Origin of the sequence: Aeromonas rivipollensis (genome assembly GCF_037811135.1) — a bacterium.
GTDB classification, from domain to species: Bacteria; Pseudomonadota; Gammaproteobacteria; order Enterobacterales; family Aeromonadaceae; genus Aeromonas; species Aeromonas rivipollensis.
Window position 1 is genome coordinate 1,610,581 of record NZ_CP149130.1, and the last position, 24,349, is coordinate 1,634,929.

The window sequence follows — 24,349 nt, forward strand, 5'->3', positions numbered from 1 at the left end:
CAGAAAGCGAAAAGGCAGCCATCGGCTGCCTTTTTTCGTTTGAGGTGAACGATCACCCAAGCTGGAACAGCAGGGGCCAGCCCTGCTCCTGGCAATAGCGGTGCTCCTTCTCCAGGTTCTGGATCAGCAGGCGGTTCTCCTCGCACCAGTCGGTTGGCAGGGTGACCACCAGCTGATCCCCGGCGGCCTGCACCCGCCACTCTGGCAGCAGGTTGTCCTGGCGTCTGTGGTGGGCCGCCACCGCGAGACGCAGGATGCGGATGCAGCGCAGCACCGTCTGCTCGTCGTGGTTGGGCAGGGCGGGCAGCTCGGAGAGCTTGAGCCCCTTGCGCTGGAAGCGCACCAGGGCGGCCAGCAGGGCCTGATCGTCCTGGTTGAAACCGGGCAGATCGGTGTTCTGCAGAATGTAGGCGGAGTGGCGATGGATGCCGCTGTAGTTGATGGCCAGACCGATCTCGTGCAGCCTCGCCGCCCAGCCGAGGATGGCGCGATAGGGCTCGATGGGCATCTCCCAGGGATCGCTCAGGGCATCAAACAGGGCCAGCACGCTCTGCTCCACCCGGGTGGCCTGGCGCTTGTCGATGTGATAGTGGGAGCTGAGGGCCAGCGCAGTGCGCTCGCGAATGTCGTGGTGCTGCAGCCGCTCCTCGAACTCATAGAGCAGCCCCTCGCGCAGTGCGCCGTCGGAGTACTCCATCCGATCGATGGGCAATGAGGTGAAGAGCCCGAGCAGTATGGCCACGGCGGCGGCAAAGACTCCCTGGCGCTCCTCGGTGAGGCCGGCGAGTTTGAGCTGGTCGACCCGCTTGTGCCTGAGCATCTCTTCTTTCAGCCGCTCCAGTCCCGCCAGGGTGATGGCGCCATCCGTCCACTCTTCCCCCTGTAAGACGTCGCGCACTGTGCGAATGGAGCCCGAGCTGCCGAGGCAGCTCTGCCAGCCCAGCTTGCGGTACTGGTTGATGATGGGGGCGAGCTGATGCTGTGCCTCCAGCACGGCGCTGTTGAAGGCCTTCTCGCTCAGCTTGCCATTGGCAAAGAAACTCTGGGTGAAGCTGACGCAGCCCATCTTGCGGCTGGTGAGGGCCTTGTGTTCGAAGCCCTCGCCGATGATGAGTTCGGTGCTGCCGCCGCCGATATCCACCACCAGCACCTGGCCTTCGATGTGCTGGGTATGGGCGACCCCCTGATAGATGAGGCGCGCCTCTTCCTGGCCGCTGATGATTTCGATGGGGTGGTTGAGCACCTCGGCCGCCTCGCGCACGAAGTCGCGGGCGTTGCTGGCGCGGCGCAGGGTGTAGGTGCCGGCGATGCGGATCTGATCCGGCTTGATGTTGGTCAGCCGCTCGGCGAACAGGGCGAGGCAGTCGAGCCCCCGGCTCATGGCCTCCGCCGACATGCGGCGCTGCTCATCCATCCCCTCGGCGAGGCGAACCCGCTCCTTGATGCGATCGACGATCTGCATCCGCCCCTCGTTGAGGCGGGCGATGACCATGTGGAAGCTGTTCGACCCCAGATCGACAGCGGCGTACAGACTATTGTCCATTGTTTGACTCGATACGTTTGAGATAGTCGTAAATCGCAACCTGGGAGCGAACCTTGCGGCGGTTGCCCCGCTTCACGTACTCGTTCTTCTGGTCGGCATCGATGACGCGCGCCTTGCAGGTGTCGCTCAACTGCAGCTCGAGGATGTCCAGGATGCGTTGTTTCAGCCGATCGTCGTAGATGGGGGTGCCCACCTCGATGCGGCCGTCGATGTTGCGGCTCATCCAGTCGGCGCTGGAGATGAACAGCTGGGGGTTGCCCTTGTTGTGGAACACCATCACCCGCGGGTGCTCGAGGAAGCGGTCTATGATGCTGATGACCTGGATGTTGTCACTGAGGCCCGGTACCCCGGGACGCAGGGCGCACATGCCGCGGATGATCATCTGGATGGGCACCCCGGCCTGACCGGCGGCATAGAGGCGGTTGATGAGGTCTCTGTCCACCAGGTTGTTGATCTTGAGCGTGATGCCGCTCGGCTGGCCCGCCTTGGCGTTGGCCAGCTCGTTGTCGATGAGACGATAGAGCTGGCGGCGGCTGTTGATGGGGGAGACCAGCAGGTGGTTGAATTTGTAGCGTTTATAGGGGTATTCGATGTATTCGAACACCCCTTCCACCTCGGCGGTGATGTCCGGGTGGCGGGTCAGCAGGGAGAAGTCGGTGTAGATCTTGGCGGTCTTCTCGTTGAAGTTGCCGGTGCCGATATGGGCGTAGCGCACCGCTTCCCCATGCTCATGCCGGGTGATGAGGCAGAGCTTGGAGTGGATCTTGAGGCTGGGTACCCCAAACACCACCTTGACCCCGGCATCGGTCAGTATGTTGGCCCAGTCGATGTTGGCCGCCTCGTCGAAGCGGGCGCGCAGCTCCACCACCACTGTCACCTTCTTGCCGTTGTTGGCGGCGTCGATGAGGGAGTGGATGATCCGTGACTTCTTGGCGACCCGGTAGATATTGATGCGAATGGCGCTGACCGCCGGATCGAACGCCGCCTGGCGCACCAGCTCGGTGAAGTGGTGGAACTTGTGATAGGGGTAGTAGAGCAGTATGTCCTGCTTGGTGATGGCGTCGAAGGCGTTGACGAAGCCGTCGAAGTCGCGGCAGTCGAGGGCCGGCAGCTTGGGGTTTTCCAGATAGTCCCGGCCCACGTTGGGGAAGCCGATGAAATCCTTGAAGTTGTGATAGCGCCCGCCCGGCATGATGGCGTCGTAGGAGCTGATCTGCAGCTTGAGCTTCAGGAAGCTTATCATGGCCGCGGGCATCTCCCGCTCGTAGACGAAGCGCACCGGCATGGCGGTGAGGCGCTGCTTGAGGCCATCACTCATCTTGTCCACCAGGCTGAGGTCCAACTGGTCGGAGAGATCGTATTCGGCATCCCGGGTCAGCTTCACCGCGTAGGCGGCAATCTCGTCGTAGTCGAAGAAGCCCTTGAAGATCTCGTCGAGGCAGAAGCGGATGACGTTGTCCAGGATGATGATCTGCTTCTTGCGGCGGGTCCCCTCCGGCGGCAGCTGGAAGAAGCGGGGCAGATCGTCGGTCGGCACCTCCACCAGGGCGTACTGGATCACCTGGCCGTTCTTCTTCATCTCGATGGCGAGATAGGTGTGCTCGTCTTTGAGGAACTTGACCGGGTTGACCTCCTTGTTGAGGAGGATGGGGATGATGTGACGCAGCACCTTCTCCTTGAAGAAGACCCGCAGCCACTGCTGGATCGCCTCGGAGAGCTGGCTCTCGTTGACCAGGAAGATGTTGTGGCGGGCCAGGGCGATCAGCAACTCCTTGTAGGTGTTGTCAAACGCCTCGCCGAGCGCCATCACCTTCTGCTGGATGGCGCGCAGCAACACCTTGGCCTCGTCGTCGCCGCCGTGCACCTCGTTGATGAGGATGCGGCGCTTGACGTCCGAGACCCGTACCTTGAAGAACTCATCCTGGTTGGAGGAGAAGATCCCCAGAAAACGGACCCGCTCGATGAGGGGGACCGTCTTGTCCATTGCCTCTTGCAACACCCGTTCATTGAATGAGAGCCAGCTAAGCTCTTTCTCTTCATACTGCTTGTCGGTGCTCATCTGGTGCCTCTGTACTCAGGTTGCGTCTGCGCGGAAGTTATGGCGTCAAACCATGACAAATTTATGACAACCCGCGTTATTCGGTCAGATCGTGATCGATGTCGACCACCAGATCGTCGGAGAGGGACTCCAGCGCCGCGATCAGATCGTCGAGTTCGAGCTGGGGGGGCAGGGCCACCAGGGCATGGGCATAGAAGAGCGGGGCCCCGGAGTGGGGGGCCGGCTCACACCCAGTGGTGAGGTCGGCGACGTTGATGTTGAGCTGGCGCAGTATGCTGGCCACCTCGTGGACTATGCCGGGCCTGTCGTTGCCGGTGACGCTCAACATCAGCTGGTGGGCGGGTTCGGGGCTGAGCTGGCCTTCGGCGAAGCTCACGGTGAGACCCGGCAGCATCACCAGTGCCTCGCACAGGCTGCGGTAGTGTTCATCCGGCACTGCGACGTGCAGGATGCCGGCAAACTGCCCCGCCAGTTCGCTCATGGAGCTGGCCAGCCAGTTGCCCTGTTGCCGGGTGATGGTGTCGGCCAGGCTCTCGACGATGCCGGGCTTGTCTGCGCCGATCACGGTGACGACCAATTGCTTTTGCATCCTGCTCTCCTTGAATGGGACTGCCTGGGGTCGGGTGACGTCTGGCTGCGACTCTGTGCGCCGAAACGTCCATAGGCTCTAGCATTGTGCCTGCTGCGACAGGCCATATGAAGCCCGCTCCACGCAAATTTAGTGAAAAAACGCGAATGCCGGAGCGGCGTTGATTTCAGCTCTGCCTGCCGGGGTTCCCCCGTGGTAGAGTGTTGCCCCTTCGTGTTTGATGAACTGGATATGTCTTGTGAACGGGGTATGTGTTTATGAATAGCCTTGTCGTATCGGGATCCGTGTTGTTGGTGCTGCTCCTGCTGGTGATCCTCTGGCGCAGGAGCAAGAGGGGCAAGGCCGAGCCCTATGAGCTGCAGGAGACCCTGTTCAGCCCGGCGGAGCGCGCCTTTCTCGGGGTGCTGGACTTGGCGGTCGGCGATCAGGCCCGGGTCTTTGCCAAGGTGCGGGTCGCCGACGTGCTGACCCCCCAGGCGCGCCTGGGCAAGGGCAAGTGGCAGCAGGCGTTCGACATGATCAACGCCAAGCGCTTCGACTATCTGCTCTGCCACCCGACGGATCTCTCCTTCCTCTGCGCCGTCGAACTCGATGACAGCGCCCATCGCCACCAGAAGCGCAAGGTGCGGGATCTCTTCCTGAAGTCCGCCTGTGACAGCGCTGGCCTGCCGCTGCTGCAGATCCCGGCCAGCAGCCATTACCAGGTCGAGGAACTGCGCGAGCTGTTGCTGCCCCTGCTGGTCAAGACGAGCCTCCCGGTGGAGGATCTGTTGCCGGGAGAGCGTCGCGAGCCGACCTTCAACCCCTTGCTGCTCGATGGTGTGGACTTGAGTGCATCCCACCATGGGGGGCGCATGCCCAGGGCGCCACAAGCCGAGTCGCCTCAGCATGACGAGCAGGGGCCGGTGCTGATGGACAACCCCTTCATCGGCCCGGACGAGGAAGAGGAGGACGCCTCCGCCTCGGTGCCCCATTGCCCCCGCTGTGCGGCGCCCCTGGTGGCCCGGGAAGCGAAAAAGGGTCCTCATGCCGGCCGTCTGTTCCTCGCCTGCAGCCGTTTCCCCGAGTGCCGTTACGCCGCCCCCCAGGAGCAGGCCAGGCACTGATCCCCGCTCTGGCGCCGGCTGCGGTCGGCGCCCTGCATCTCCTGCACCGCGTTCCGCCCCGGGCGCCTAGCCAACAGAGGCTGTCTGAATGTGATCCCCATCCCGGTCGGACTGCGCTGATCGCGACAAGTTTTGACAAACCGCCAGAATTTTGGCACTTTGTGCCCTCTGCAACACAGTGCATGGCTCATTATTATAAGCACTTTAAAAACAATAACTTGGCGTCAGGTGTAAGGAAGATAAATATGATGGCTATGGGGGTGTTGATCGTTGATGCCGATGAACAGCGGCGTCAGCAACTGGGTACCGTGCTCTCCTTTATGGGGATCCCCTGGCAGGAGGTGGTGGAAACCGATCTCGATGTGGCCATCGAGTCCTCCGGCCCGCTGCAAGGGATACTGACGGGCAAGCTGCTTGAGCGCTCCCTCGGCGAGCTGCTGGCCGCCTTCCCCCGCATCCCCTTCCTCTCCCTGATGCAGGCCGATCACCCCAACAGCAACTTCATCGGCGGCAGCGACGAGCCCTATACCTATGAGTCCCTGACGCGCCATCTGCACTTCTGTCAGGCCTTCATCTCCCTCCATCCGCGCCAGCAGGTGCACGACAAGGGCCAGACCCTGTTGCGACTGCTGGTGGGCAAGGGGCGGGGGATCCAGGAGGTGCGCCGCCTCATCGGCCAGGTAGCACAGACAGACGCCAACGTGCTGATCCTGGGGGAATCCGGGACCGGCAAGGAGGTGGTGGCCCGCGCCATCCACGAGCTTTCTGCCCGCAGCGCCGGCCCCTTCGTGCCCATCAACTGCGGTGCCATTCCGGCGGAGCTCCTGGAGAGCGAGCTGTTCGGCCACGAGAAGGGGGCCTTCACCGGCGCCATCGCCGCCCGTCGCGGCCGCTTCGAGCTGGCCCAGGGGGGTACCTTGTTCCTCGACGAGATCGGTGACATGCCGCTGCCGATGCAGGTCAAGCTGCTGCGGGTGCTGCAGGAGCGACTGTTCGACAGGGTCGGGGGCGGCAAGCCCATCCAGGCCGATGTGCGCATCATAGCGGCGACCCACCGGGATCTGGAGGCGATGATCCGCACCCAGGGTTTTCGCGAGGATCTCTACTATCGCCTCAACGTCTTCCCCATAGAGACGCCGCCCCTGCGCGAGCGCTGCGACGACATCCCCTTGCTGCTGCAGGAGCTGCTCAACCGCCATGCGGAGCAGCACAGGGGGATCATCCGCCTGACCCAGCGGGCCATGGAATCCCTGATGCAGTACCCCTGGCCCGGCAACGTGCGGGAGCTGTCAAACCTCATCGAGCGGTTGCTGATCCTCTACCCGAACCAGATCATCGATGTGGCGGACTTGCCAGGTCGCTACCGTCTGCTGCCAAGCGAGCCCAGGGACGAACGGCTCACTGAGATGGACGAGCGGGATGCCCTGGCCGCCGTGTTCCAGACGCCTCCTGTGCTGGATCCGGGCCTTGCGGCGCCGCTGCCCATGCAGTTGCCCCAGGAGGGGCTCAATCTCAAGGAGATGCTGGCGGATCTCGAGGTGGAGCTGATCCGTCAGGCCCTGGAGTCCCAGGACGGGGTGGTGGCCCGCGCCGCCGACCTGCTGAGCATGCGCCGCACCACCCTGGTGGAGAAGATGAAAAAGTACGGCATGAGCAAGGACAACTGAGGTCAATGCTTTGACGGCTATAGTCAAGGTATTGATATATAACTAGTAATTTACTGGCATGGAAATTGAATAAGCTGACCCAATCGCCAGTTTGAGGTCAGCTTTATGACAATCTCGCAGCAGGACAATCCGCTCCAGTCACACGAAGTGAGTCAGCTTTATGCCATCTTCACGGCACTGCCGACCGGCGTGCTGCTGCTCGATGGGGAGGGGCGGATCACCCGCGCCAACCCGGCCGCCCTGACCCTGCTTGGGGAGCCGCTGGAGGGGCAGGCCTGGCGCCAGATCATCGCCCGCTGTTTCCAGCCCAGGGAAGACGACGGTCACGAGATCTCCCTGCGGGATGGGCGCCGGGTGCAACTCTCCACCCAGCCGCTGCCGGATCAGCCCGGCCAGCTGGTGTTCATCACGGATCTCACCGAGACCCGCCAGTTGCAGGACAGGGTCAACCACATGAAACGGTTGTCTGCCCTTGGCAACATGGCGGCCTCCCTGGCACACCAGATCCGCACCCCCCTTTCCGCCGCCATGCTCTATGCGGCCAACCTCGCGAATCGCACCCTGAAACCGGAATCCCGCACCCAGTTCCAGCAAAAATTGATGGCCAGGCTGCAGGATCTCGAGAAGCAGATCAACGACATACTGCTGTTTGCCCGCAACGGCGACAATCAGGTGGTGGCCCCGGTCTCGGTACAGGGGCTGCTGGCGGAGGTGCAGGCCGGTGCCGAGGCCTTCTGCCAGCAGCAGGGCTGCGCACTGCACATGGAGGCGCCCGAGCCGGATCTCTGCCTGCTCGCCAACAGCAGCGCCCTGGCCGGTGCCATCAACAACCTGATCGCCAATGCCAGGCAGGCCGGGGCCGATTCGCTGCTGGTGAGTGCGGTGCGCAGCGGCAGCCGGGTGGAGATGCGCATCCTCGACAATGGCAAGGGGATGCCTGCCCAGTTGCTCAGCCAGATCTTCGAACCCTTCTTCACCACCCGCTCCCAGGGTACAGGTCTCGGGCTTGCCGTGGTGCAATCCGTGGTGCGTGCCCATCAGGGGGAGGTCAGCGTGGCCTCGGTCCCCGGAGAAGGGACCTGTTTTACCCTGTCGTTCCCTCTGCATCAGCAAGCGGTGCAGCTTGGAGGTGTAGCATGAATCCCATCTTGTCCCTGTGGTGCAAGGCCTGCGGGCCGGTCTTTGGAGGTGTGGCATGACCCAGGCCCGCATTCTGGTGGTGGAAGACGACAACGGTCTGCGCGAGGCGCTGGTGGATACCCTGCTGCTCGGCGGCTACGAGTGCCGCGAGGTGGACAGCGGCGAGCGTGCCCTGCTGGCGCTCTCCCGCCAGCGCTTTGACATGGTGATCTCGGACATCCAGATGGGAGGCATGGACGGCCTCACCCTGCTGGCCAACATTCGCCAGCAATATCCCCAGGTGCCGGTGCTCCTGATGACGGCCTACGCCAACATCGACGGTGCGGTGCGCGCCATGCGGGAAGGGGCCATCGACTATCTGGCCAAGCCGTTTTCGCCCGAGGTGCTGCTCAACCAGGTCAGCCGCTACGTGCCGGCCCAGAAGGTGGAGAAGCGCGCCGTGGTGTACGGGGATCCCAAGACCGCCGAGCTGTTCCAGCTGGCGACCCGGGTCGCCAGAAGCGAGGCCACCGTCATGGTGACAGGCCCGAGCGGGACGGGCAAAGAGGTGCTGGCCCGCTACATTCACGACCACTCCAGCCGGGCCGAGCAGGCCTTCGTCGCCATCAACTGCGCCGCCATCCCGGAAAACATGCTGGAGGCGACCCTGTTCGGCTACGAGAAGGGGGCCTTCACCGGCGCCGTGCAGGGGTGCCCGGGCAAGTTCGAGCAGGCCCAGGGGGGCACCCTGCTGCTCGACGAGATCACCGAGATGGATCTGGGGTTGCAGGCCAAGCTGCTGCGGGTGCTGCAGGAGAAAGAGGTGGAGCGGCTCGGCAGCCGCAAGATGATCCCCCTCGACGTGCGGGTCATCGCCACCAGCAACCGGGATCTCAAGAAGGCGGTGCAGGACGGGCTGTTCCGCGAGGATCTCTACTACCGTCTCAACGTCTTCCCCCTGCGCTGGACCTCCCTCTGGGAGCGGCCCGGCGACATACTGCCGCTGGCGGAGCACCTGCTGGCGCTCCATGCCAGTCAGCAGGGGCTGCCGACGCCGCAGCTGGCCGATGAGGCGCGCGAGCGCCTGCTGGCCCACCCCTGGCCCGGCAACGTGCGCGAGCTGGACAACGTGGTGCAGCGGGCCCTGATCCTCTGCCCCGAGGGGCTTATAGGCTGCGAGCACCTGATCCTGGAGGAGACGGACGAGGAGCTGGTGCGTCCCCTCGAGCGTCTGTCGGGGGAGGGGCTGGGGGGCGAGCTCAAGCAGCAGGAGCACCAGATCATCCTGGACACCTTGCAGGAGTGCAACGGCAGCCGCAAGGAGGTGGCCGACAAGCTCGGCATCAGCCCGCGCACCCTGCGCTACAAGCTGGCCCAGATGCGTGACGCCGGCATAGAGCTGCCCGCCTAGCACCATTGCCGGTGTCATGGTCTTGCCGGCCCGGCTCGATTATCATGGGGCCCTCGGCATCATGAGCCTGGGCCCCGTTGTGACTGCAGACAAGCGCCTGATCGCAGACAAGGGGGAGCAGCGCCTTTACAAGGGACTCCTATGATCTCTCATCGCAAACTGGAAACCGTGCTCAATCACCTGCTCGAGCCTCACGCCATCAAGGACTACTGTCCCAACGGGCTGCAGGTGGAGGGGCGCGAGCGCATTCGCCGGGTGGTCACCGGCGTCACCGCCAGCCAGGCCCTGATCGATGCGGCCGTGGCCCTGGATGCCGATGCCATCCTGGTCCATCACGGCTACTTCTGGAGCGGGGAACCGCCCCAGATCACCGGCATGAAGCAGCGCCGTCTCAAGACCCTGCTGACCCACGACATCAACCTCTTCGCCTACCACCTGCCGCTGGACGTGCACCCCGAGGTGGGCAACAACGCCCAGCTCGCCAAGCTGCTCGGCATCAAGGTGCGCCGCGGTCTGGAGCCCTGGAACAGCAAGAGCGTGGCCATGGTCGGCAAGCTGGAAACCCCCATGAGTGGGCCTGAATTTGCCAGGCTGATTGCCGATCGCCTCGGCCGCGAGCCACTCCACTGCGGCGACAGCGGCCCCGAGCTCATCAGCTCTGTGGCCTGGTGCACCGGTGGTGGCCAGAGTTACATCAATCAGGCGGCCGAGCAGGGCATAGATGCCTTCATCTCGGGGGAAGCCTCGGAGCAGACCATCCACACCGCCCGTGAGATGGGGATGCACTTCTACGCCGCCGGACACCACGCCACCGAGCGTTACGGCGTCAAGGCGCTGGGGGAGTGGCTTGCCACCGTACACGGGCTGGATGTGACCTTTATCGATATCGACAATCCGGTGTAGGGCCGATTAGCCGCGCAGCGGCGTAATCGGACGTGATGACAGCAATTGCGCTGGTCGATAGAAATGACAAGGGAGGCCTAAGCCTCCCTTGTTACATTTTGCATGCAGCGAGTAGCTGTTATTCGCTGGCATAGCCCGCGGGGCCGAGCAGGACGTCGTCCAAGAGGGCTGCGCCCTCCTGCATCTTGAGCCGTCCCTCGCAGAACCACTGCACCACCAGGGGGTAGATGCTGTGTTCCTGCACCTGGACCCGGGCGGCCACCTCGTCGGCACTGTCCCCTTCAAAGATGGGGACGCGGGCCTGCAGGATCACCGGGCCACCGTCCAGCTCTTCGGTGACGAAGTGGACGCTGGCGCCGTGTTCACTGTCACCGGCCTCGATGGCGCGCTGGTGGGTGTGCAGCCCCTGGTATTTCGGCAGCAACGAGGGGTGGATGTTGATCATCCGCCCGGCGAAGTGACGCACCAGATCGGCACTCAGGATCCGCATAAAGCCGGCCAGCACCACCAGATCCGGCTGATAGTCCGCCATCAGCGCCAGCAGGGCGGCGTCATACTCGGCCCGGCTGGCAAACTGCTGCTGGGCCAGGATGGCGGTGGCCACCCCGGCTTCCTGGGCGCGTACCAGCCCGTAGGCATCGGCCCTGTTGCTGATGACGCCGACCACATCACCGGCAATCTTGCCGCTGGCGCAGTGGTCGAGAAGGGTCTGCAGGTTGCTGCCGTTGCCGGAGATCAGCACCAGGATCCGTTTCATAGGGGAGGTCATTTTATGATGACTTGTTCTTCGCCATCGGCAGCCTTGGCGATGTGGCCTATGTGCCAGGCATTCTCGCCTTCAGCCTTGAGCAGGGCCAGCGCCTTGTCCAGCTGATCCGCCGGCAGGGCGATGATCATGCCGACGCCGCAGTTGAAGGTGCGGTACATCTCGTGACGGGTGACGTTGCCGGCCTGCTGCAGCCAGCTGAACACCGCCGGCCACTGCCAGCTCTGCTCGTCGATCACCGCCTGGGTATTGGCGGGCAGCACGCGGGGGATGTTCTCCCAGAAGCCGCCACCTGTGATGTGGGACAGGGCGTGGATCTCGCACTCCTTGATGAGCTTGAGCACCGGCTTGACATAGATGCGGGTCGGCTCCAGCAGGGCGTTGGCCAGGGTAGTCTCACCCAGCGGCTGATGCACGTCGGCCTGGGAGACCTCCAGGATCTTGCGCACCAGGGAGAAACCGTTGGAGTGGGGGCCGCTGGCGGCCAGGGCGATCAGGGCATCCCCTTCGCCGACCTTGCTGCCGTCGATGATTTCGCTCTTCTCCACCACACCGACGCAGAAACCGGCGATGTCGTAGTCTTCCCCTTCATACATGCCTGGCATTTCGGCGGTCTCGCCGCCCACCAGGGCGCAGCCGGACTGCTCGCAGCCAGCACCTATGCCGGTGACCACGGCGGCGGCGGTGTCCACATCCAGCTTGCCGGTGGCATAGTAGTCGAGGAAGAACAGGGGTTCGGCGCCTTGCACGATAAGGTCATTGACGCACATGGCCACCAGATCGATGCCCACTGTGTCGTGCTTCTTCAGGTCGATGGCCAGACGCAGCTTGGTGCCCACACCGTCGGTACCGGATACCAGTACCGGCTCCTTGTAGCCAGCAGGGATTTGACACAGGGCCCCAAAGCCGCCAAGACCACCAAGGACTTCAGGACGACGAGTGCGCTTTGACACGCCCTTGATACGTTCAACCAGTGCATTGCCGGCATCGATATCTACGCCAGCATCCTTGTAGCTCAGTGAGGTTTTGTCAGTCACGCGTATTCCCCGTCATATAGAGAAGTGGAGGGTAAAATTCGGGGCGTATTCTACCAGCGGGTGGGTAAAAGCAGAAAGAAAATCGTTTGCGCGTTTTTACGTGGAAAAGCTCTACAAGCCGTGGCTTTTGTTGTATGATTCCGCGATTTTTTGGCGCCGGTTCGAGGAGATAATAATGAAAGTCGTTGAAGTCAAACACCCCCTGGTCAAGCACAAGATCGGCCTGATGCGCGAAGGCGACATCAGCACCAAGCGTTTCCGTGAACTGGCCAAGGAAGTGGGCAGTCTGTTGACCTACGAAGCGACCTCTGACTTCGAAACCGAGAAAGTTACCATCGATGGTTGGAACGGGCCAGTGGAAGTTGACCAGATCAAGGGCAAGAAGGTCACAGTCGTGCCCATACTGCGCGCCGGTCTTGGCATGATGGATGGCGTGCTCGAGCACATGCCGAGTGCCCGTGTCAGCGTGGTCGGTATCTACCGCGATGAAGAGACCCTGCAGCCGGTCCCCTATTTCGAGAAGATCGTCAGCAACATCGAAGAGCGTCTGGCCCTGGTCATCGACCCCATGCTGGCCACCGGCGGCTCCATGATCGCCACCATCGATCTGCTCAAGAAGAAAGGCTGCCAGTCCATCAAGGTGCTGGTGCTGGTTGCTGCTCCGGAAGGGATCAAAGCGCTGGAAGCCGCTCACCCCGACGTGGAGCTGTTCTGCGCCTCCATCGACCAGGGGCTGAACGAGAAGGGCTACATAGTCCCGGGTCTGGGGGATGCCGGTGACAAGATTTTCGGCACCAAGTAACCCCTGACGTCATAGCCGCTCTCTCTGAGCGCAAACGGAGCCGGCATCTTGCCGGCTCCGTCGTTTATCCCGCCCTCCGGCTTGCTGCCATGCGCGCCTTGCCGCTACCATAAGCAGCATCCTCCATTTCGAGAATCTTCTTTATGCTGAAACGCTTAGCGACTCTCCTCTGCTGTCTGCCTCTCATGGCGTCGGCTGCCCAGGTGACCGATCTCTATCAGGGCAAGGCGCCTACCAGCGGCGACATGACGGCCGCCCAGTCCCAGGCACTGGGGGAGGTGCTCGTCAAGGTGACCGGCAGGCACGACATCCTTACCCAGCCCGAGGTGGTCAAGGCGCTGGCGGCGCCCGGTGACTATGTGCAGCATTACGGCTATCAGGATGTGGGACCGGTCAAGTTTCTCAAGGCCGATTTCAACGTGGCCAAGGTCAATGCCCTGGTAGGCCAGAGCAAGTTCCCCCTGCTGGGGCCCGTTCGTCCGCAAATGGCCATCTGGCTGGTGATAGATGAAGGGGAGCGCCGCATACTGCCGGATCAGTCCAGCGACGGCTGGTCCGCCGCCCTGCGCGGTCAGGCCCAGGCCATGGGATTGCCGGTCAGCATCCCGCTGATGGATCTCGATGACAACATGGCGGTCAGCGCCACCGATGTCTGGGGCCGTTTCGCCGACCCCATCCTCAAGGCGAGCGAGCGCTATGGCGCCGAGATGGTGGTGCTGGGCAAGCTGACGCCGGAAGGGGAGAAGTGGAGCATCGACTGGGGGCTCTATGGCACCAAGCCGGGAGCTCAGGGCGGTGCAGAACTGACCGAGCTGACCAAGGGGGCCGGCTCAGGTACTCAGGCCGAGGTGGCACAGGGCATGGCCGATGCCCTGGCGGGCTGGCTGGTGCAACAGTACGGCACTCGCCTGTCCGGGGTCGTCTCCAGCCAGACCCTGGTGGTGGAGGGGTTGTCCGGCATCGACGCCATGATCCAGATACAGAAGATGCTGCAGGGCATGGCCAGCGTCACCAAGGTGGCGATCGGCAAGCTGGAGGGAGACAAGGTCACCTTCAACCTGTCGCTGCAGGGGGACAAGGCCGAGCTGGTAAGAGGCCTGCGACTGGAGAGCCGCCTGCATCAGGTGGAAGACAACGAGAGTGGCCTGCGTTACCAATGGTCGCAGCCCTGATCCCAGGGGAAGTTCCAGACCGCCCGGCATGACCCGGGCGGTTCTCTATCTGCCGCTCTGGTGATACACTTGCCCGCAAATATCACAGTCAAAGCCCAACGAGTGAAGCAACCGGCCCAACTGTCTTTAGCCGTACAATTACCGGATGATGAAACCTTCGTCAGTTTCTATCCCGGCAACAACGCCCATCTGATCACCGCCCTCAAGAATGCGGCCATCGGTCAGGGCGCTCCTTTCCTCTATTTCTGGGGAGCCAAGGGCTCCGGACGCTCCCACCTGCTGCACGCCACCTGCGCCGAGGTCAATGCCCGCGACGCCGCCGCCGCCTACCTCTCTCTCGATCAGTTCGAACAGCTGGACCCCAGCATGCTCGACGCCCTCGAAAGCCTGCCGCTGGTCTGCCTCGACAGCCTGGAGGCCATCGCCGGCAATGCCGTGTGGGAGCGGGCTTTGTTCGACTTCTACAACCGTTGGAAGGAGAAGGGCGAGGGGACCCTGGTGGTGACCGGCTGCAGCGCGCCGCGCAAGCTGGGGCTGCAACTGCCGGATCTCGCCTCCCGCCTCGACTGGGGAGTGAGTTTCCATCTCGACGAGCTCGATGACGAAGGCAAGCTCAGTGCCCTGCAGCTGCGTGCCGAGCTGCGGGGCTTCAAACTGCCCATCGACGTGGGCCGCTTCCTGCTCAACCGCTTGTCCCGCGACATGCGCACCCTGCTCACCACCCTCAATCAGCTCGACAACGCCTCCTTTCGCGCCAAGCGCAAGCTCACCATTCCCTTTGTCAAAGAGATCCTCGAACTCTGAGCCAATGGTGATTGCCTGTCTGCGCCACATCCTTGAGTGGCGAGCAAAAAGAAACCCCGGCACCAGGCCGGGGTTTTGCTATCTCAATGTCTATCAGTGAAACTGATCTTCTTCGGTGGAGCCGGTCAGGGCGGTCACCGAAGATTGACCACCCTGGATAGCTGGCTGAAGGGGGCACCTTGTCGGCACCACTCCAGCCATCACCTTAGTGGAACTGATCTTCTTCGGTGGAACCCGTTAAAGCGGTCACCGAGGATTGGCCACCCTGAATGACGGTGGTCACCTTGTCGAAGTAACCCGTGCCCACCTCCTGCTGGTGCGCCACGAAGGTGTAGCCACGCTCGGCGGCGGCAAACTCCGGCTGCTGCACCATCTCGACATAGTGTTTCATCCCTTCGCCACGGGCGTACTGGTAGGCCAGCTCGTACATGTGGAACCACATGTTGTGGATGCCCGCGAGGGTGATGAACTGGTACTTGTAGCCCATGTCGGACAGCTCCTGCTGGAAACGGGCGATGGTGGCATCGTCCAGGTTCTTCTTCCAGTTGAAGCTCGGGGAGCAGTTGTAGGCCAGGATCTTGTCCGGGTACTGGGCCTTGATGGCTTCGGCAAACTTGCGCGCCTCGTCCAGATCCGGCTTGGCGGTTTCGCACCACACCATGTCGGCATAAGGGGCGTAGGCCAGGCCACGGGAGATGGCCTGCTCGATACCGGCCTGCACCTTGTAGAAGCCCTCGGCGGTGCGCTCACCGGTCAGGAAGCCTGCATCGTAGGGATCGGCGTCTGTGGTCAGTAGGTCGGCGGCGTTGGCGTCGGTACGGGCGATCACCAGGGTGGTGGTGCCACAGACGTCGGCCGCCAGACGGGCGGCGATCAGTTTTTGCACCGCTTCCTGGCTGGGCACCAGCACCTTGCCACCCATGTGGCCGCACTTCTTGACCGAGGCCAGCTGATCTTCGAAGTGCACGCCGGCGGCGCCCGCTTCAATCATGCCTTTCATCAGCTCGAAGGCGTTCAGCACGCCGCCGAAACCGGCTTCGGCATCCGCCACTATCGGCAGGAAGTAGTCGATGAAGCCGGCATCCTGCGGGCCCACCTTGTTGGCCCACTGGATCTGGTCGGCACGGGCGAAGGAGTTGTTGATGCGCTCCACCACGGACGGGACAGAGTTGGCCGGGTAGAGAGACTGATCCGGGTACATGGTGGAGGACAAGTTGTTGTCCGCCGCCACCTGCCAGCCGGAGAGGTAGATGGCCTCTATGCCCGCCTTGGCCTGCTGCACCGCCTGGCCGCCGGTCAGGGCGCCGAGGCAGTTGACGTAACCCTTCTTGGCGCCGCCGTGGATCAGCTCCCACAGCTTGTCGGCGCCGCGCTGGGCCAGGGTGTGTGCCGGCTGCAGGCTGCCACGCAGGTTCACCACGTCTTCGGCGCTGTAGCCGCGTTTGATCCCTTTCCAGCGGGGGTTTTCTGCCCAGTCTTTCTCGATAGCCTGGATCTGTTGCTCACGGGTCAGTGCCATATCAGTTCCCTCTTTCATTGATTTCACGTTTCCATTGATTTGTTATGGACGAACCCCTCCCGGGGTCCGGGTTCAGAGCCGCTCGTAACCGGGCAGCGTCAGAAAATCGATCAGGGTATCGGCGCAGGTGATCTGCTCCATCAGCTCGCTGGCCTCGGCAAAGCGACCGGCCTGCCAGCGCTCGGCACCCACTTCGGTTTTGACCACCTCCTGCTCCTCGGCCAGCATCTGGCGGAACAGCGCCTTGGTCACCACCTGGCCGTTCGACAGGCTCTTGCCGTGGCGGATCCACTGCCAGATGGAGGTGCGGGAGATCTCGGCGGTGGCGGCATCTTCCATCAGGCCGTAGATGGGCACGCAGCCGTTGCCGTTGATCCAGGCCTCCAGATATTGCAGGGCGACCCGGATGTTGGTGCGCATGCCCGCCTCGGTGCGCTCCCCCTCGCAGGGGGCCAGCAGCTCGGCGGCGGTGATGGGGGCATCCTGCTCGCGCAGTACGCCTATCTGGTTCTTGGCGCCTGCCGGGATGGCGGCGTTGAACACCGCCATGGCGGTATCGGCGAGGCCGGGGTGGGCGACCCAGGTGCCGTCGTGGCCGTTGTTGGCTTCACGTTCCTTGTCCGCTTTCACCTTGGCAAAGACCTCGGCGTTCACTGCCGGATCCTTGGCCGGAATGAAGGCGGCCATGCCGCCCATGGCCAGGGCGCCGCGCTTGTGGCAGGTTTTGATCAGCAGCCGTGAATAAGCCGACAGGAAGGGCTTGTCCATGGTCACCACCTGGCGATCCGGCAGGACGCGATCAGGGTGGTTCTTCAAGGTCTTGATGTAGCTGAAGATGTAGTCCCAGCGGCCGCAGTTGAGGGCGACTATGTGATCCTTCATCTGATAGAGCAGCTCGTCCATCTCGAACACGGCCGGCAGGGTCTCGATGAGGACCGTGGCCTTGATGGTGCCGCGGGGCAGGCCGAACTTGTCTTCGGTCCAGGCGAACACCTCGCTCCACCAGCGTCCTTCCAGATTGCTCTGCAGCTTGGGCAGGTAGAAGTAGGGGCCCGAGCCCTTGGCCAGCAGCGCCTTGTGGTTGTGCAGGAAGTAGAGGGCGAAGTCGAACAGGCCGCCAGGGATGGCGTCGCCATCGAAGGTGACGTGTTTTTCCGGCAGGTGCAGGCCGCGCACCCGGCAGATAAGCACTGCGGGATCGGGATTGAGGGTGTAAGCCTTGCCTTCCGGACTGGTGTAAGAGACGGTGCCGTTGACCGCATCGCGCAGGTTGATCTGACCCTCGATCACCTTGTTCCAGGCGGGGGCCAGTGAATCCTCGAAGTCCGCCATAAACACTTTTACGTTGGCGTTGAGGGCGTTGATGACCATCTTGCGCTCGACCGGGCCGGTGATCTCCACACGGCGGTCTTGCAGATCGGCGGGGATGCCACGCACCGTCCAGCTACCTTCGCGGATGTGGGCGGTTTCGGGCAGGAAGTCCGGCAATTCGCCGCCATCGATGCGGGCCTGGCGAGCCACCCGTTGTTTCAGCAGTTCATTGCGCTGAGGAGCGAAGCGTTCCACCAGTTCGGACACCAGGGCCACCGCATCCGGCGTCAGGATCTGCGCGTAATCGGGAAGCATCTCGCCTTGGATGCGCAGACGGGTGCTGCTGATGGTCTGGGCCGGTGCCGACATAGGTTTCACTCCTTTGAAAGTTACATTTTGAACTTACTAACTACGACTAACGTCTATATCCGTTTCTCTTAAACTCCCCGTAACAGCGGGGTAACACGACTCATAAGGTGCAAAATAATGCTTGGTTCGTCAACTTGATTTTTAAAACAGGTGTTTTTGGTTGGTGTTTAAGTTGATGTTTTTAAAGTGTTTATGTGATTAGCATAAAAGCTCTACGCAGATGGTTATGCTCTCGGCTGGCAAGGTCGTCAGGGGGGATGAAAGAGCCGGGTGCGGCACATCAAAAATGTAATAAATTACGTAATAAAATTACCAATGCAAAAACAAATCCCGACCTTACTCCAGGCTTTGTGAAAACAGCTGTATGAAATGACTGCTGCCAACACAGTCGGCATCTGGAATTTGAAGCCATTGACAGGTGAACTGCTGTTTAAAACCAAATGGTCAAATCTTGCGAAGCGGGGGCACAGGGGAGCGAGTGGTGGAAATGACGAGCAATAACGTAGGTTTGTATCAAGGGGTGGGAGCTGGGGGGAGGGAAATGACGGGGAACGAAGTAGTGAATAACACCAATCCATGGATGTTTATCAGCATTTTATTGTTATTTTCATTGGCGGCTTTTTAGCCGGGTCGGGACGGGGTGCCGGACAGCAAAACCGGCCTTTCATCCGCTGGGTTGGAGAGGTACTGGGCCAGTTACGCCTCAGTAGTCATCATCCGGCGCGGCGAGGTCGATCACGTCGAGATGCACTGTACTGCCGAGGCCGGTGTCGGTGGATTCGAGATCGGAATGGGGCGAGGAGAGAAGGGGCTGATCGGGCTGAGTGTCGACTGCTTGGTTCATGGGTGCTTGCCTCAATGGATTGCAAGCCGGTTGGTGATTCCCTCACCCTGACGCCACCTCCCTGTCTGATGGCCGGCGGAAAAGTTGCGTATCCTAGCGGGACTTTATGAAAGCTTCAAGTGGTTCTGTATAAAATTTATGCCGGCACGGCCTCTGTGCAAGCCATCGGGTGAGATAAGAAGAGGGCGTACAGGGGAGGGACAGAAAACAGGCAAAAAAATAGCCCAGTCGTTTGACTGGGCTATTTTCGGGGAAAATGGTCGGTGTGAGAGGATTCGAACCTCCGACCCTCTACACCCCATGCAGATGCGCTACCTGGCTGCGCTACACACCGACGGAGTCAGCTCGGCTGACGGGAAGGGAGTCTAATAGGATGATCAGAAGGGTGCAACTCCTTTTTTATCAGGGAGATGCCGATTGCTTCTTTATTGCTCAACCAAGATGCGACTTGGGCCTTGGCGGGAGTTTTGGCATAATCGCCGCCCACCTCGCCCGGGGCCGGTGGCCCTGGAACCGGGCCGTCTTTGATGATGAATGCAGATAAATGAGAGGAAGGGGCGTGGAGCCAGCACAGAAGAACGCAGCCGAGATGCAGATCACCCAGGACGAGCGCTGGATGCGTCATGCCATGGCCTTGGCGGCCAGGGCGGAAGGGATAGGCGAAATCCCGGTCGGGGCCGTGCTGGTGCTGGGGGACGAGGTGGTCGGCGAGGGGTGGAACCGCTCCATCAGCGCCCATGACGCCTGCGCCCATGCGGAAATCATGGCGATCCGTGCCGCCGGCATCACGCTGGAGAACTACCGGCTGCTCGACACCACCCTTTATGTGACGCTGGAGCCCTGCTGCATGTGTGCCGGCGCCCTCATCCACAGCCGGGTGAAGCGGGTGGTCTACGGGGCCCGCGATCTCAAGACGGGGGCGGCGGGCTCGGTGTTCGACATTTTGCAGGACCCGCGCCACAACCACAGGGTGGCGCTGACGGGGGGCGTGCTGGCAGAGGCCTGCTCGGCCCAGCTGTCGGACTTCTTCAAACGGCGCCGCGCCGAGAAGAAGGCGGCCAGAGAGGCGCTGAAACAAAGTGGTGGCCCCGCCGACTGAGAACGGCGAAGTCGGCGAGGCCGTCTTCGCGCGTTATACATCCCTGTATCTTCTTATAAAACAGATGGTTGGCACTGCTGCTTGCCCTCAATCTCCTGCCTGTATCCCCCTGAAATAACCTCTTCACAGAGGTGCTTGATGTAACAAAACTGTCATGCAACCGCCATATAATGCCGCCAAGCCTAGCTCACATTGAGGTCTTGCATGTCATCGGAATCGTTAAACCTGGTCATGGCGGGCAGTAGAAAACGCCGGATCAAGGATAAATTGGCCAAATACGGCGTCACCACAGGGGGAGCCCTGGTACTGGTGGCCCTGCTGCTTATCTTCTTTTACCTGCTCTATGTGGTGAAGCCCATCTTCAATGGCGCCAGCGTAGAGGCAACCTCCTCCTTTACCCTGCCGACGCAGGGCAAGACTGCCTGGCTCGGGGTGGAAGAGCAGAACGAGATAGGGTATCGCTTCAACGACCAGGGTCAGGTCAGCTTCTTCGCCGTCAAGGCGGATAGCGGCGTCAAGGTGGGCCAGGTGCTGGGCCAGGCCAGTGTCGGCGGTGACGTCACCGCCGTCGCCGTGCCGGCACCGGGCCAGAAGCTCATCGCCTATGGTTTTGCCGACGGCAAGGCCACTGTGGTGCAGCCCTCTTTCAAGGTCTCCTACCCGAACGACGTGCGCGTCATCGAGCCCAGCCTGCAACATCCCTTCGGCGAAGAGCCTGTGGTGATCGATCCCCAAGGCAAGGCGCTGACCCGCATGGTGTTCGAGGCGACCAAGGACAAGATGGCCACCGCCGCCGTGACCGAGGATGGCCGCGGCGTGATGACGGTGATGAGCGGTGAGGAGAACTTCCTCTCCGGCGAGATTGAGTGGAGCAGCCAGAACTACGCCATTCCTTCCCTGCCTCGTCACGTGGATCAGATGCTGCTGACCCCCAACCTGCGCATCCTGTTCGTGCGTGAAGGCAATCGCCTGTCGGTCTATGACATCCACAACCTGAGCGACATCTCCCTGCGCGACGTCATGGAGATCAATGCCCCCAACGCCAACGTGACCCAGGTCGCGCTGCTCTCCGGCGCCTCCTCTCTGCTGGTGGGCAACGACAATGGCGTCATCTCCCAGTGGTTCGAAGTGGCGAAGGACGGCAAGCGCCAGTTCACCCAGATCCGTGACTTCAAGGGCGACGGCCCGGTCGCGCTGCTGACCCCGGAGCACTTCCGCAAGGGCTTCATCAGCACCGCCAAAGACGGGACCATCAACTTCTTCCACGCCACCGGCGAGGCCAAGCTGCTCGGCGAGACCATAGAAGGCGGCGCCCTGGCGGCCCTGGCCATCTCTCCCCGTCACAACCTGCTGCTGACCCAGCAGGGGAATGACTTCAAGGTCTTTGAGGTGGAGAACGATCACCCCGAGGTGACCTGGTCTGCCCTCTGGCAGCAGGTGTGGTACGAAGGTTATCCCGAGCCTATGTATGTGTGGCAGTCCACCTCTGCCAGCAACGACTTCGAAGCCAAGCTGAGCCTGGTTCCCCTGGTGTTCGGGACCCTCAAGGCCTCCTTCTACGCCATGCTGTTTGCGGTGCCGCTCGGGGTGGCCGGTGCCATCTACACCGCCTACTTCATGTCGGCGGGGCTGCGCAAATACGTCAAGCCGACGGTGGAGATCATGGCGGCGCTGCCGACCGTTATCCTGGGCTTCCTGGCGGGTCTGTGGCTGGCGCCCATCATCGAGGGTGCGCTGCCCGGGGTGATCCTGCTGCTGCTGCTGCTGCCCATGGGCATGTTGCTCACCGCCCTGGTGTGGAACTACCTGCCGGAGCGTGGCCGTTCCTGGCTGCCAGAGGGCTGGCACGCCATCCTGCTCATTCCTGTGCTGCTGCTGATTGGTTGGGGTGCCTTCGCCTTGAGCCCGCTCATCGAGAATGCCTTCATGCACGGCGATTCGCGCATCTGGCTGACCCACGAGATGGGCATCAAGTTTGACCAGCGCAACTCCCTGGTGGTCGGTATCGCCATGGGCTTCGCCGTCATACCCACCATCTTCTCCATCGCCGAAGATGCGGTCTTCTCGGTGCCCAAGCATCTGACCCAGGGGTCACTGGCGCTCGGGGCGACCCCCTGGCAGACCTTGAGCCGGGTGGTGATCCTGACCGCGAGTCCGGGCATCTTCTCGGCGGTGATGATGGGCCTGGGCCGCGCCGTGGGCGAGACCATGATAGTGCTGATGGCGACCGGCAACACCCCCATCATGGACTTCTCCATGTTCCAGGGGCTGCGTACCCTGGCGGCGAACATAGCGGTGGAAATGCCGGAGTCGGAAGTGGGCAGCTCCCACTACCGGGTGCTCTTCCTCGCGGCCTTCGTCCTCTTCGTATTCACCTTTATGTTCAACACCCTGGCCGAGTTCATCCGTCAGCGGTTGCGTGAAAAGTACAGCTCTCTGTAAGAGGCCGTTCTGTATATGGACAAGGAATCAACAATGGGTAAGTGGTTTAAATCGGGGGCCCCCTGGATCTGGATGACGGGGGGCGCCGTCAGCCTGAGTCTGGTTGCCGTACTGGGTCTGCTGTTGCTGATCGGCTGGCGTGGTCTGGTCTACTTCTGGCCGCACCCCATCTATGAGTGGCAGCTTGAAGACGCCAGCGGCAACAAGAGCGTGCTCATCGGCGAGATCAATGACCGCGAGATGGTACCTGTGGAGCGGCTGCGCGCCGCAGGCCAGGCGCTGGAGGGGGAAGAGCGCGAGCTGCTGACCCGTTATCTGGTCAAGACTGGCAACCGTGAGTTTGTCGACCTCGACTTCCGCTGGGTACTGGAGACCGACATCAAGTCCCAGAGCCAGCCGGCCGAGCTCGCCATGGTGGAGCGTGCCACCAACGGCAACTTCTACGGTTACATCACCTCGGTGAAAGAGGATGGCAAGGAGCTGACGGCAGATCTGCATCCTGCCCTGCAGCGGGTGCTGGCACGAGCCAACAGCCTCTCCGAGCAGGCCAACGACCTGCAAAAAAGGGACATCGGCAGTATCAACTATCAACTGGAGCGGCTGCGCCTGAAAGAGCGCAAGGCCGAGCTGGATGACAAGCTGACCGATCAGCTCAAAGCCGAACTGGCCAGCGAGCGTCAGGCCCTCAACGATCGCTATCAGGTGCTGGAAAAAGAGCTCTTCTCCCTGCGTGCCCAGGCAGATCGTGACGCCATCACCGTCAAGGACATGCGCGGCGAGCTGGTGACCATGCCGATGTCCAAGGTGCTGGACGTGGTCTGGCCCAACGACATGAGCCTGCCCGCCAAGGTAGGGCACTGGTTCCACCAGATTGGCAAGTTCGTCTCCGACGATCCCCGTGAGGCCAACACCGAGGGCGGCGTCTTCCCGGCCATCTTCGGCACCGTCTTCATGGTGTTGCTGATGGCCATCATAGTGACCCCCCTTGGGGTGGTGGCAGCTGTCTACCTGCACGAGTACGCGGGCAAGAACAGCCTGACCAAGATCATCCGCATCGCGGTGATCAACCTGGCGGGTGTGCCCTCCATCGTCTACGGTGTCTTCGGTCTGGGTTTCTTCGTCTATACCCTGGGCGGCTCGCTGGACCAGTTGTTCTACCCGGAGGCGCTGCCGAGCCCGACCTTTGGCTCACCCGGCGTCATCTGGTCGGCGCTGACCCTGGCCATCCTGACCCTGCCGGTGGTGATCGTCTCCACCGAAGAGGGGCTGGCACGGATCCCGAGCACCATACGCCAGGGCTCCCTGGCCCTGGGGGCCACCCAGGCCGAGACCCTGTGGCGCATAGTACTGCCCATGGCGAGCCCGGCCATCATGACCGGCCTCATCCTGGCGATAGCCCGGGCCGCCGGTGAAGTGGCACCGCTGATGCTGGTGGGGGTGGTGAAATTGGCGCCGACCCTGCCGATGGATGGCAACTTCCCGTACCTGCATGTGGAGCGTAAGTTCATGCACCTGGGCTTCCACATCTATGACGTCGGCTTCCAGAGCCCGAACGTCGAGGCGGCGCGGCCCCTGGTCTATGCCACCTCCTTCCTGCTGGTGACTGTGATAGTGGGCCTCAACCTGACGGCTATCGGTATCCGCAACCACCTGCGCGAGAAGTTCCGCTCTTTGGAACATTGATGACGATGAGCCTGACGGGCATTCGCAACCACTTGCGCGAGAAATTCCGGTCGCTGGAACATTGATAGGCCAGCCACCACAGAGACGGGCCGGGAACAGGGTTC

The 24,349-nt window shown here is 62.1% G+C and carries 19 protein-coding genes and 1 tRNA gene; 11 read left to right on the forward strand and 9 right to left on the reverse strand.

The genetic code is table 11. The annotated features are described in order from the left end of the window. Nucleotides 1-52 precede the first annotated feature (52 nt). The 3 genes from ppx to WIR04_RS07390 form a co-directional block, all read right to left on the reverse strand. On the reverse strand, nt 53-1,543 hold the full coding sequence (ppx, locus tag WIR04_RS07380; RefSeq protein ID WP_307764369.1) for an exopolyphosphatase: 1,491 nt from the start codon (nt 1,541-1,543) through the stop codon (nt 53-55). After that, nucleotides 1,533-3,602 (reverse strand): polyphosphate kinase 1, encoded by a 2,070-nt coding sequence (gene ppk1 / locus WIR04_RS07385; RefSeq protein WP_025327528.1) that lies wholly within the window; start codon nt 3,600-3,602, stop codon nt 1,533-1,535. Before ppk1 ends, ppx begins: the two co-directional genes overlap by 11 nt. 76 nt (nt 3,603-3,678) lie before the next feature. Continuing rightward, nucleotides 3,679-4,191 (reverse strand): glycine cleavage system protein R, encoded by a 513-nt coding sequence (locus WIR04_RS07390; protein WP_025327527.1) that lies wholly within the window; start codon nt 4,189-4,191, stop codon nt 3,679-3,681. Nucleotides 4,192-4,448: 257 nt separating this feature from the next. Here WIR04_RS07390 and WIR04_RS07395 point away from each other — a divergent pair, with 257 nt between their 5' ends. From WIR04_RS07395 to WIR04_RS07415, 5 genes are all read left to right on the forward strand, one after another. Beyond that, nucleotides 4,449-5,297: a DUF2726 domain-containing protein gene (locus tag WIR04_RS07395; protein WP_338891600.1), complete on the forward strand. Its 849-nt coding sequence runs from the start codon at nt 4,449-4,451 to the stop codon at nt 5,295-5,297. A 245-nt stretch (nt 5,298-5,542) separates the two neighbouring features. Further along, nucleotides 5,543-6,964: a sigma-54 dependent transcriptional regulator gene (locus WIR04_RS07400; protein ID WP_025327525.1), complete on the forward strand. Its 1,422-nt coding sequence runs from the start codon at nt 5,543-5,545 to the stop codon at nt 6,962-6,964. Between the two features lie 105 nt (nt 6,965-7,069). After that, nucleotides 7,070-8,104 carry a sensor histidine kinase gene (locus tag WIR04_RS07405; RefSeq protein ID WP_307764371.1) on the forward strand — a complete coding sequence of 345 codons (1,035 nt, stop codon included), beginning with the start codon at nt 7,070-7,072 and terminating at the stop codon, nt 8,102-8,104. A 55-nt stretch (nt 8,105-8,159) separates the two neighbouring features. After that, nucleotides 8,160-9,494, forward strand: coding sequence for a sigma-54-dependent transcriptional regulator (locus WIR04_RS07410; RefSeq protein WP_025327523.1), 1,335 nt, complete (start codon nt 8,160-8,162; stop codon nt 9,492-9,494). 141 nt (nt 9,495-9,635) lie between these two features. Continuing rightward, entirely contained in the window at nt 9,636-10,397 is a 762-nt protein-coding gene (locus tag WIR04_RS07415; RefSeq protein WP_420883449.1) for a Nif3-like dinuclear metal center hexameric protein, read from the forward strand. Nucleotides 10,398-10,515: 118 nt separating this feature from the next. Here the strand turns inward: WIR04_RS07415 and purN are convergent, their stop codons facing one another. Both purN and purM read right to left on the reverse strand, forming a co-directional pair. Then, nucleotides 10,516-11,154: a phosphoribosylglycinamide formyltransferase gene (gene purN, locus WIR04_RS07420; protein WP_338891603.1), complete on the reverse strand. Its 639-nt coding sequence runs from the start codon at nt 11,152-11,154 to the stop codon at nt 10,516-10,518. A gap of 8 nt (nt 11,155-11,162) precedes the next feature. Continuing rightward, entirely contained in the window at nt 11,163-12,200 is a 1,038-nt protein-coding gene (purM, locus tag WIR04_RS07425; protein WP_106886372.1) for a phosphoribosylformylglycinamidine cyclo-ligase, read from the reverse strand. A gap of 175 nt (nt 12,201-12,375) precedes the next feature. Here purM and upp point away from each other — a divergent pair, with 175 nt between their 5' ends. The 3 genes from upp (at nt 12,376) to hda (ending at nt 14,978) form a co-directional block, all read left to right on the forward strand. Then, nucleotides 12,376-13,002: a uracil phosphoribosyltransferase gene (upp, locus tag WIR04_RS07430; RefSeq protein ID WP_005302745.1), complete on the forward strand. Its 627-nt coding sequence runs from the start codon at nt 12,376-12,378 to the stop codon at nt 13,000-13,002. Nucleotides 13,003-13,145: 143 nt separating this feature from the next. Then, nucleotides 13,146-14,174 (forward strand): DUF2066 domain-containing protein, encoded by a 1,029-nt coding sequence (locus WIR04_RS07435; RefSeq protein WP_338891605.1) that lies wholly within the window; start codon nt 13,146-13,148, stop codon nt 14,172-14,174. Nucleotides 14,175-14,276: 102 nt separating this feature from the next. Then, nucleotides 14,277-14,978 carry a DnaA inactivator Hda gene (hda, locus tag WIR04_RS07440; RefSeq protein WP_025327518.1) on the forward strand — a complete coding sequence of 234 codons (702 nt, stop codon included), beginning with the start codon at nt 14,277-14,279 and terminating at the stop codon, nt 14,976-14,978. A gap of 205 nt (nt 14,979-15,183) precedes the next feature. Here the strand turns inward: hda and aceA are convergent, their stop codons facing one another. From aceA to WIR04_RS07460, 4 genes are all read right to left on the reverse strand, one after another. Continuing rightward, on the reverse strand, nt 15,184-16,497 hold the full coding sequence (gene aceA / locus WIR04_RS07445) for an isocitrate lyase (protein WP_025327517.1): 1,314 nt from the start codon (nt 16,495-16,497) through the stop codon (nt 15,184-15,186). Nucleotides 16,498-16,569: 72 nt separating this feature from the next. Continuing rightward, nucleotides 16,570-18,177, reverse strand: a complete 1,608-nt coding sequence (gene aceB, locus WIR04_RS07450) for a malate synthase A (RefSeq protein ID WP_338891609.1) — start codon at nt 18,175-18,177, stop codon at nt 16,570-16,572. Nucleotides 18,178-18,880: 703 nt separating this feature from the next. Beyond that, nucleotides 18,881-19,021: a hypothetical protein gene (locus WIR04_RS07455; protein ID WP_193353977.1), complete on the reverse strand. Its 141-nt coding sequence runs from the start codon at nt 19,019-19,021 to the stop codon at nt 18,881-18,883. A gap of 257 nt (nt 19,022-19,278) precedes the next feature. Continuing rightward, nucleotides 19,279-19,355 (reverse strand) — tRNA-Pro (locus tag WIR04_RS07460). A gap of 282 nt (nt 19,356-19,637) precedes the next feature. Here WIR04_RS07460 and tadA point away from each other — a divergent pair. The 3 genes from tadA to pstA all read left to right on the forward strand — a co-directional run bounded on the left by tadA (nt 19,638) and on the right by pstA (nt 24,245). Beyond that, nucleotides 19,638-20,120, forward strand: a complete 483-nt coding sequence (tadA, locus tag WIR04_RS07465; RefSeq protein WP_338892492.1) for a tRNA adenosine(34) deaminase TadA — start codon at nt 19,638-19,640, stop codon at nt 20,118-20,120. Between the two features lie 204 nt (nt 20,121-20,324). Next, nucleotides 20,325-22,562, forward strand: coding sequence for a phosphate ABC transporter permease (locus WIR04_RS07470; RefSeq protein WP_338891611.1), 2,238 nt, complete (start codon nt 20,325-20,327; stop codon nt 22,560-22,562). 33 nt (nt 22,563-22,595) lie between these two features. Further along, nucleotides 22,596-24,245 (forward strand): phosphate ABC transporter permease PstA, encoded by a 1,650-nt coding sequence (gene pstA / locus WIR04_RS07475; protein ID WP_338891613.1) that lies wholly within the window; start codon nt 22,596-22,598, stop codon nt 24,243-24,245. The last annotated feature ends 104 nt before the right edge of the window (nt 24,246-24,349 follow it).

Coding starts and splice junctions, on each gene's coding strand:
- ppx (WP_307764369.1), bottom strand. CDS start 1,543: ATGGACAATAGTCTGTACGCCGCTGTCGATCTGGGGTCGAACAGCTTC.
- ppk1 (WP_025327528.1), bottom strand. CDS start 3,602: ATGAGCACCGACAAGCAGTATGAAGAGAAAGAGCTTAGCTGGCTCTCA.
- WIR04_RS07390 (WP_025327527.1), bottom strand. CDS start 4,191: ATGCAAAAGCAATTGGTCGTCACCGTGATCGGCGCAGACAAGCCCGGC.
- WIR04_RS07395 (WP_338891600.1), top strand. CDS start 4,449: ATGAATAGCCTTGTCGTATCGGGATCCGTGTTGTTGGTGCTGCTCCTG.
- WIR04_RS07400 (WP_025327525.1), top strand. CDS start 5,543: ATGATGGCTATGGGGGTGTTGATCGTTGATGCCGATGAACAGCGGCGT.
- WIR04_RS07405 (WP_307764371.1), top strand. CDS start 7,070: ATGACAATCTCGCAGCAGGACAATCCGCTCCAGTCACACGAAGTGAGT.
- WIR04_RS07410 (WP_025327523.1), top strand. CDS start 8,160: ATGACCCAGGCCCGCATTCTGGTGGTGGAAGACGACAACGGTCTGCGC.
- WIR04_RS07415 (WP_420883449.1), top strand. CDS start 9,636: ATGATCTCTCATCGCAAACTGGAAACCGTGCTCAATCACCTGCTCGAG.
- purN (WP_338891603.1), bottom strand. CDS start 11,154: ATGAAACGGATCCTGGTGCTGATCTCCGGCAACGGCAGCAACCTGCAG.
- upp (WP_005302745.1), top strand. CDS start 12,376: ATGAAAGTCGTTGAAGTCAAACACCCCCTGGTCAAGCACAAGATCGGC.
- WIR04_RS07435 (WP_338891605.1), top strand. CDS start 13,146: ATGCTGAAACGCTTAGCGACTCTCCTCTGCTGTCTGCCTCTCATGGCG.
- aceA (WP_025327517.1), bottom strand. CDS start 16,497: ATGGCACTGACCCGTGAGCAACAGATCCAGGCTATCGAGAAAGACTGG.
- aceB (WP_338891609.1), bottom strand. CDS start 18,177: ATGTCGGCACCGGCCCAGACCATCAGCAGCACCCGTCTGCGCATCCAA.
- WIR04_RS07455 (WP_193353977.1), bottom strand. CDS start 19,021: ATGAACCAAGCAGTCGACACTCAGCCCGATCAGCCCCTTCTCTCCTCG.
- tadA (WP_338892492.1), top strand. CDS start 19,638: ATGCGTCATGCCATGGCCTTGGCGGCCAGGGCGGAAGGGATAGGCGAA.
- WIR04_RS07470 (WP_338891611.1), top strand. CDS start 20,325: ATGTCATCGGAATCGTTAAACCTGGTCATGGCGGGCAGTAGAAAACGC.
- pstA (WP_338891613.1), top strand. CDS start 22,596: ATGGGTAAGTGGTTTAAATCGGGGGCCCCCTGGATCTGGATGACGGGG.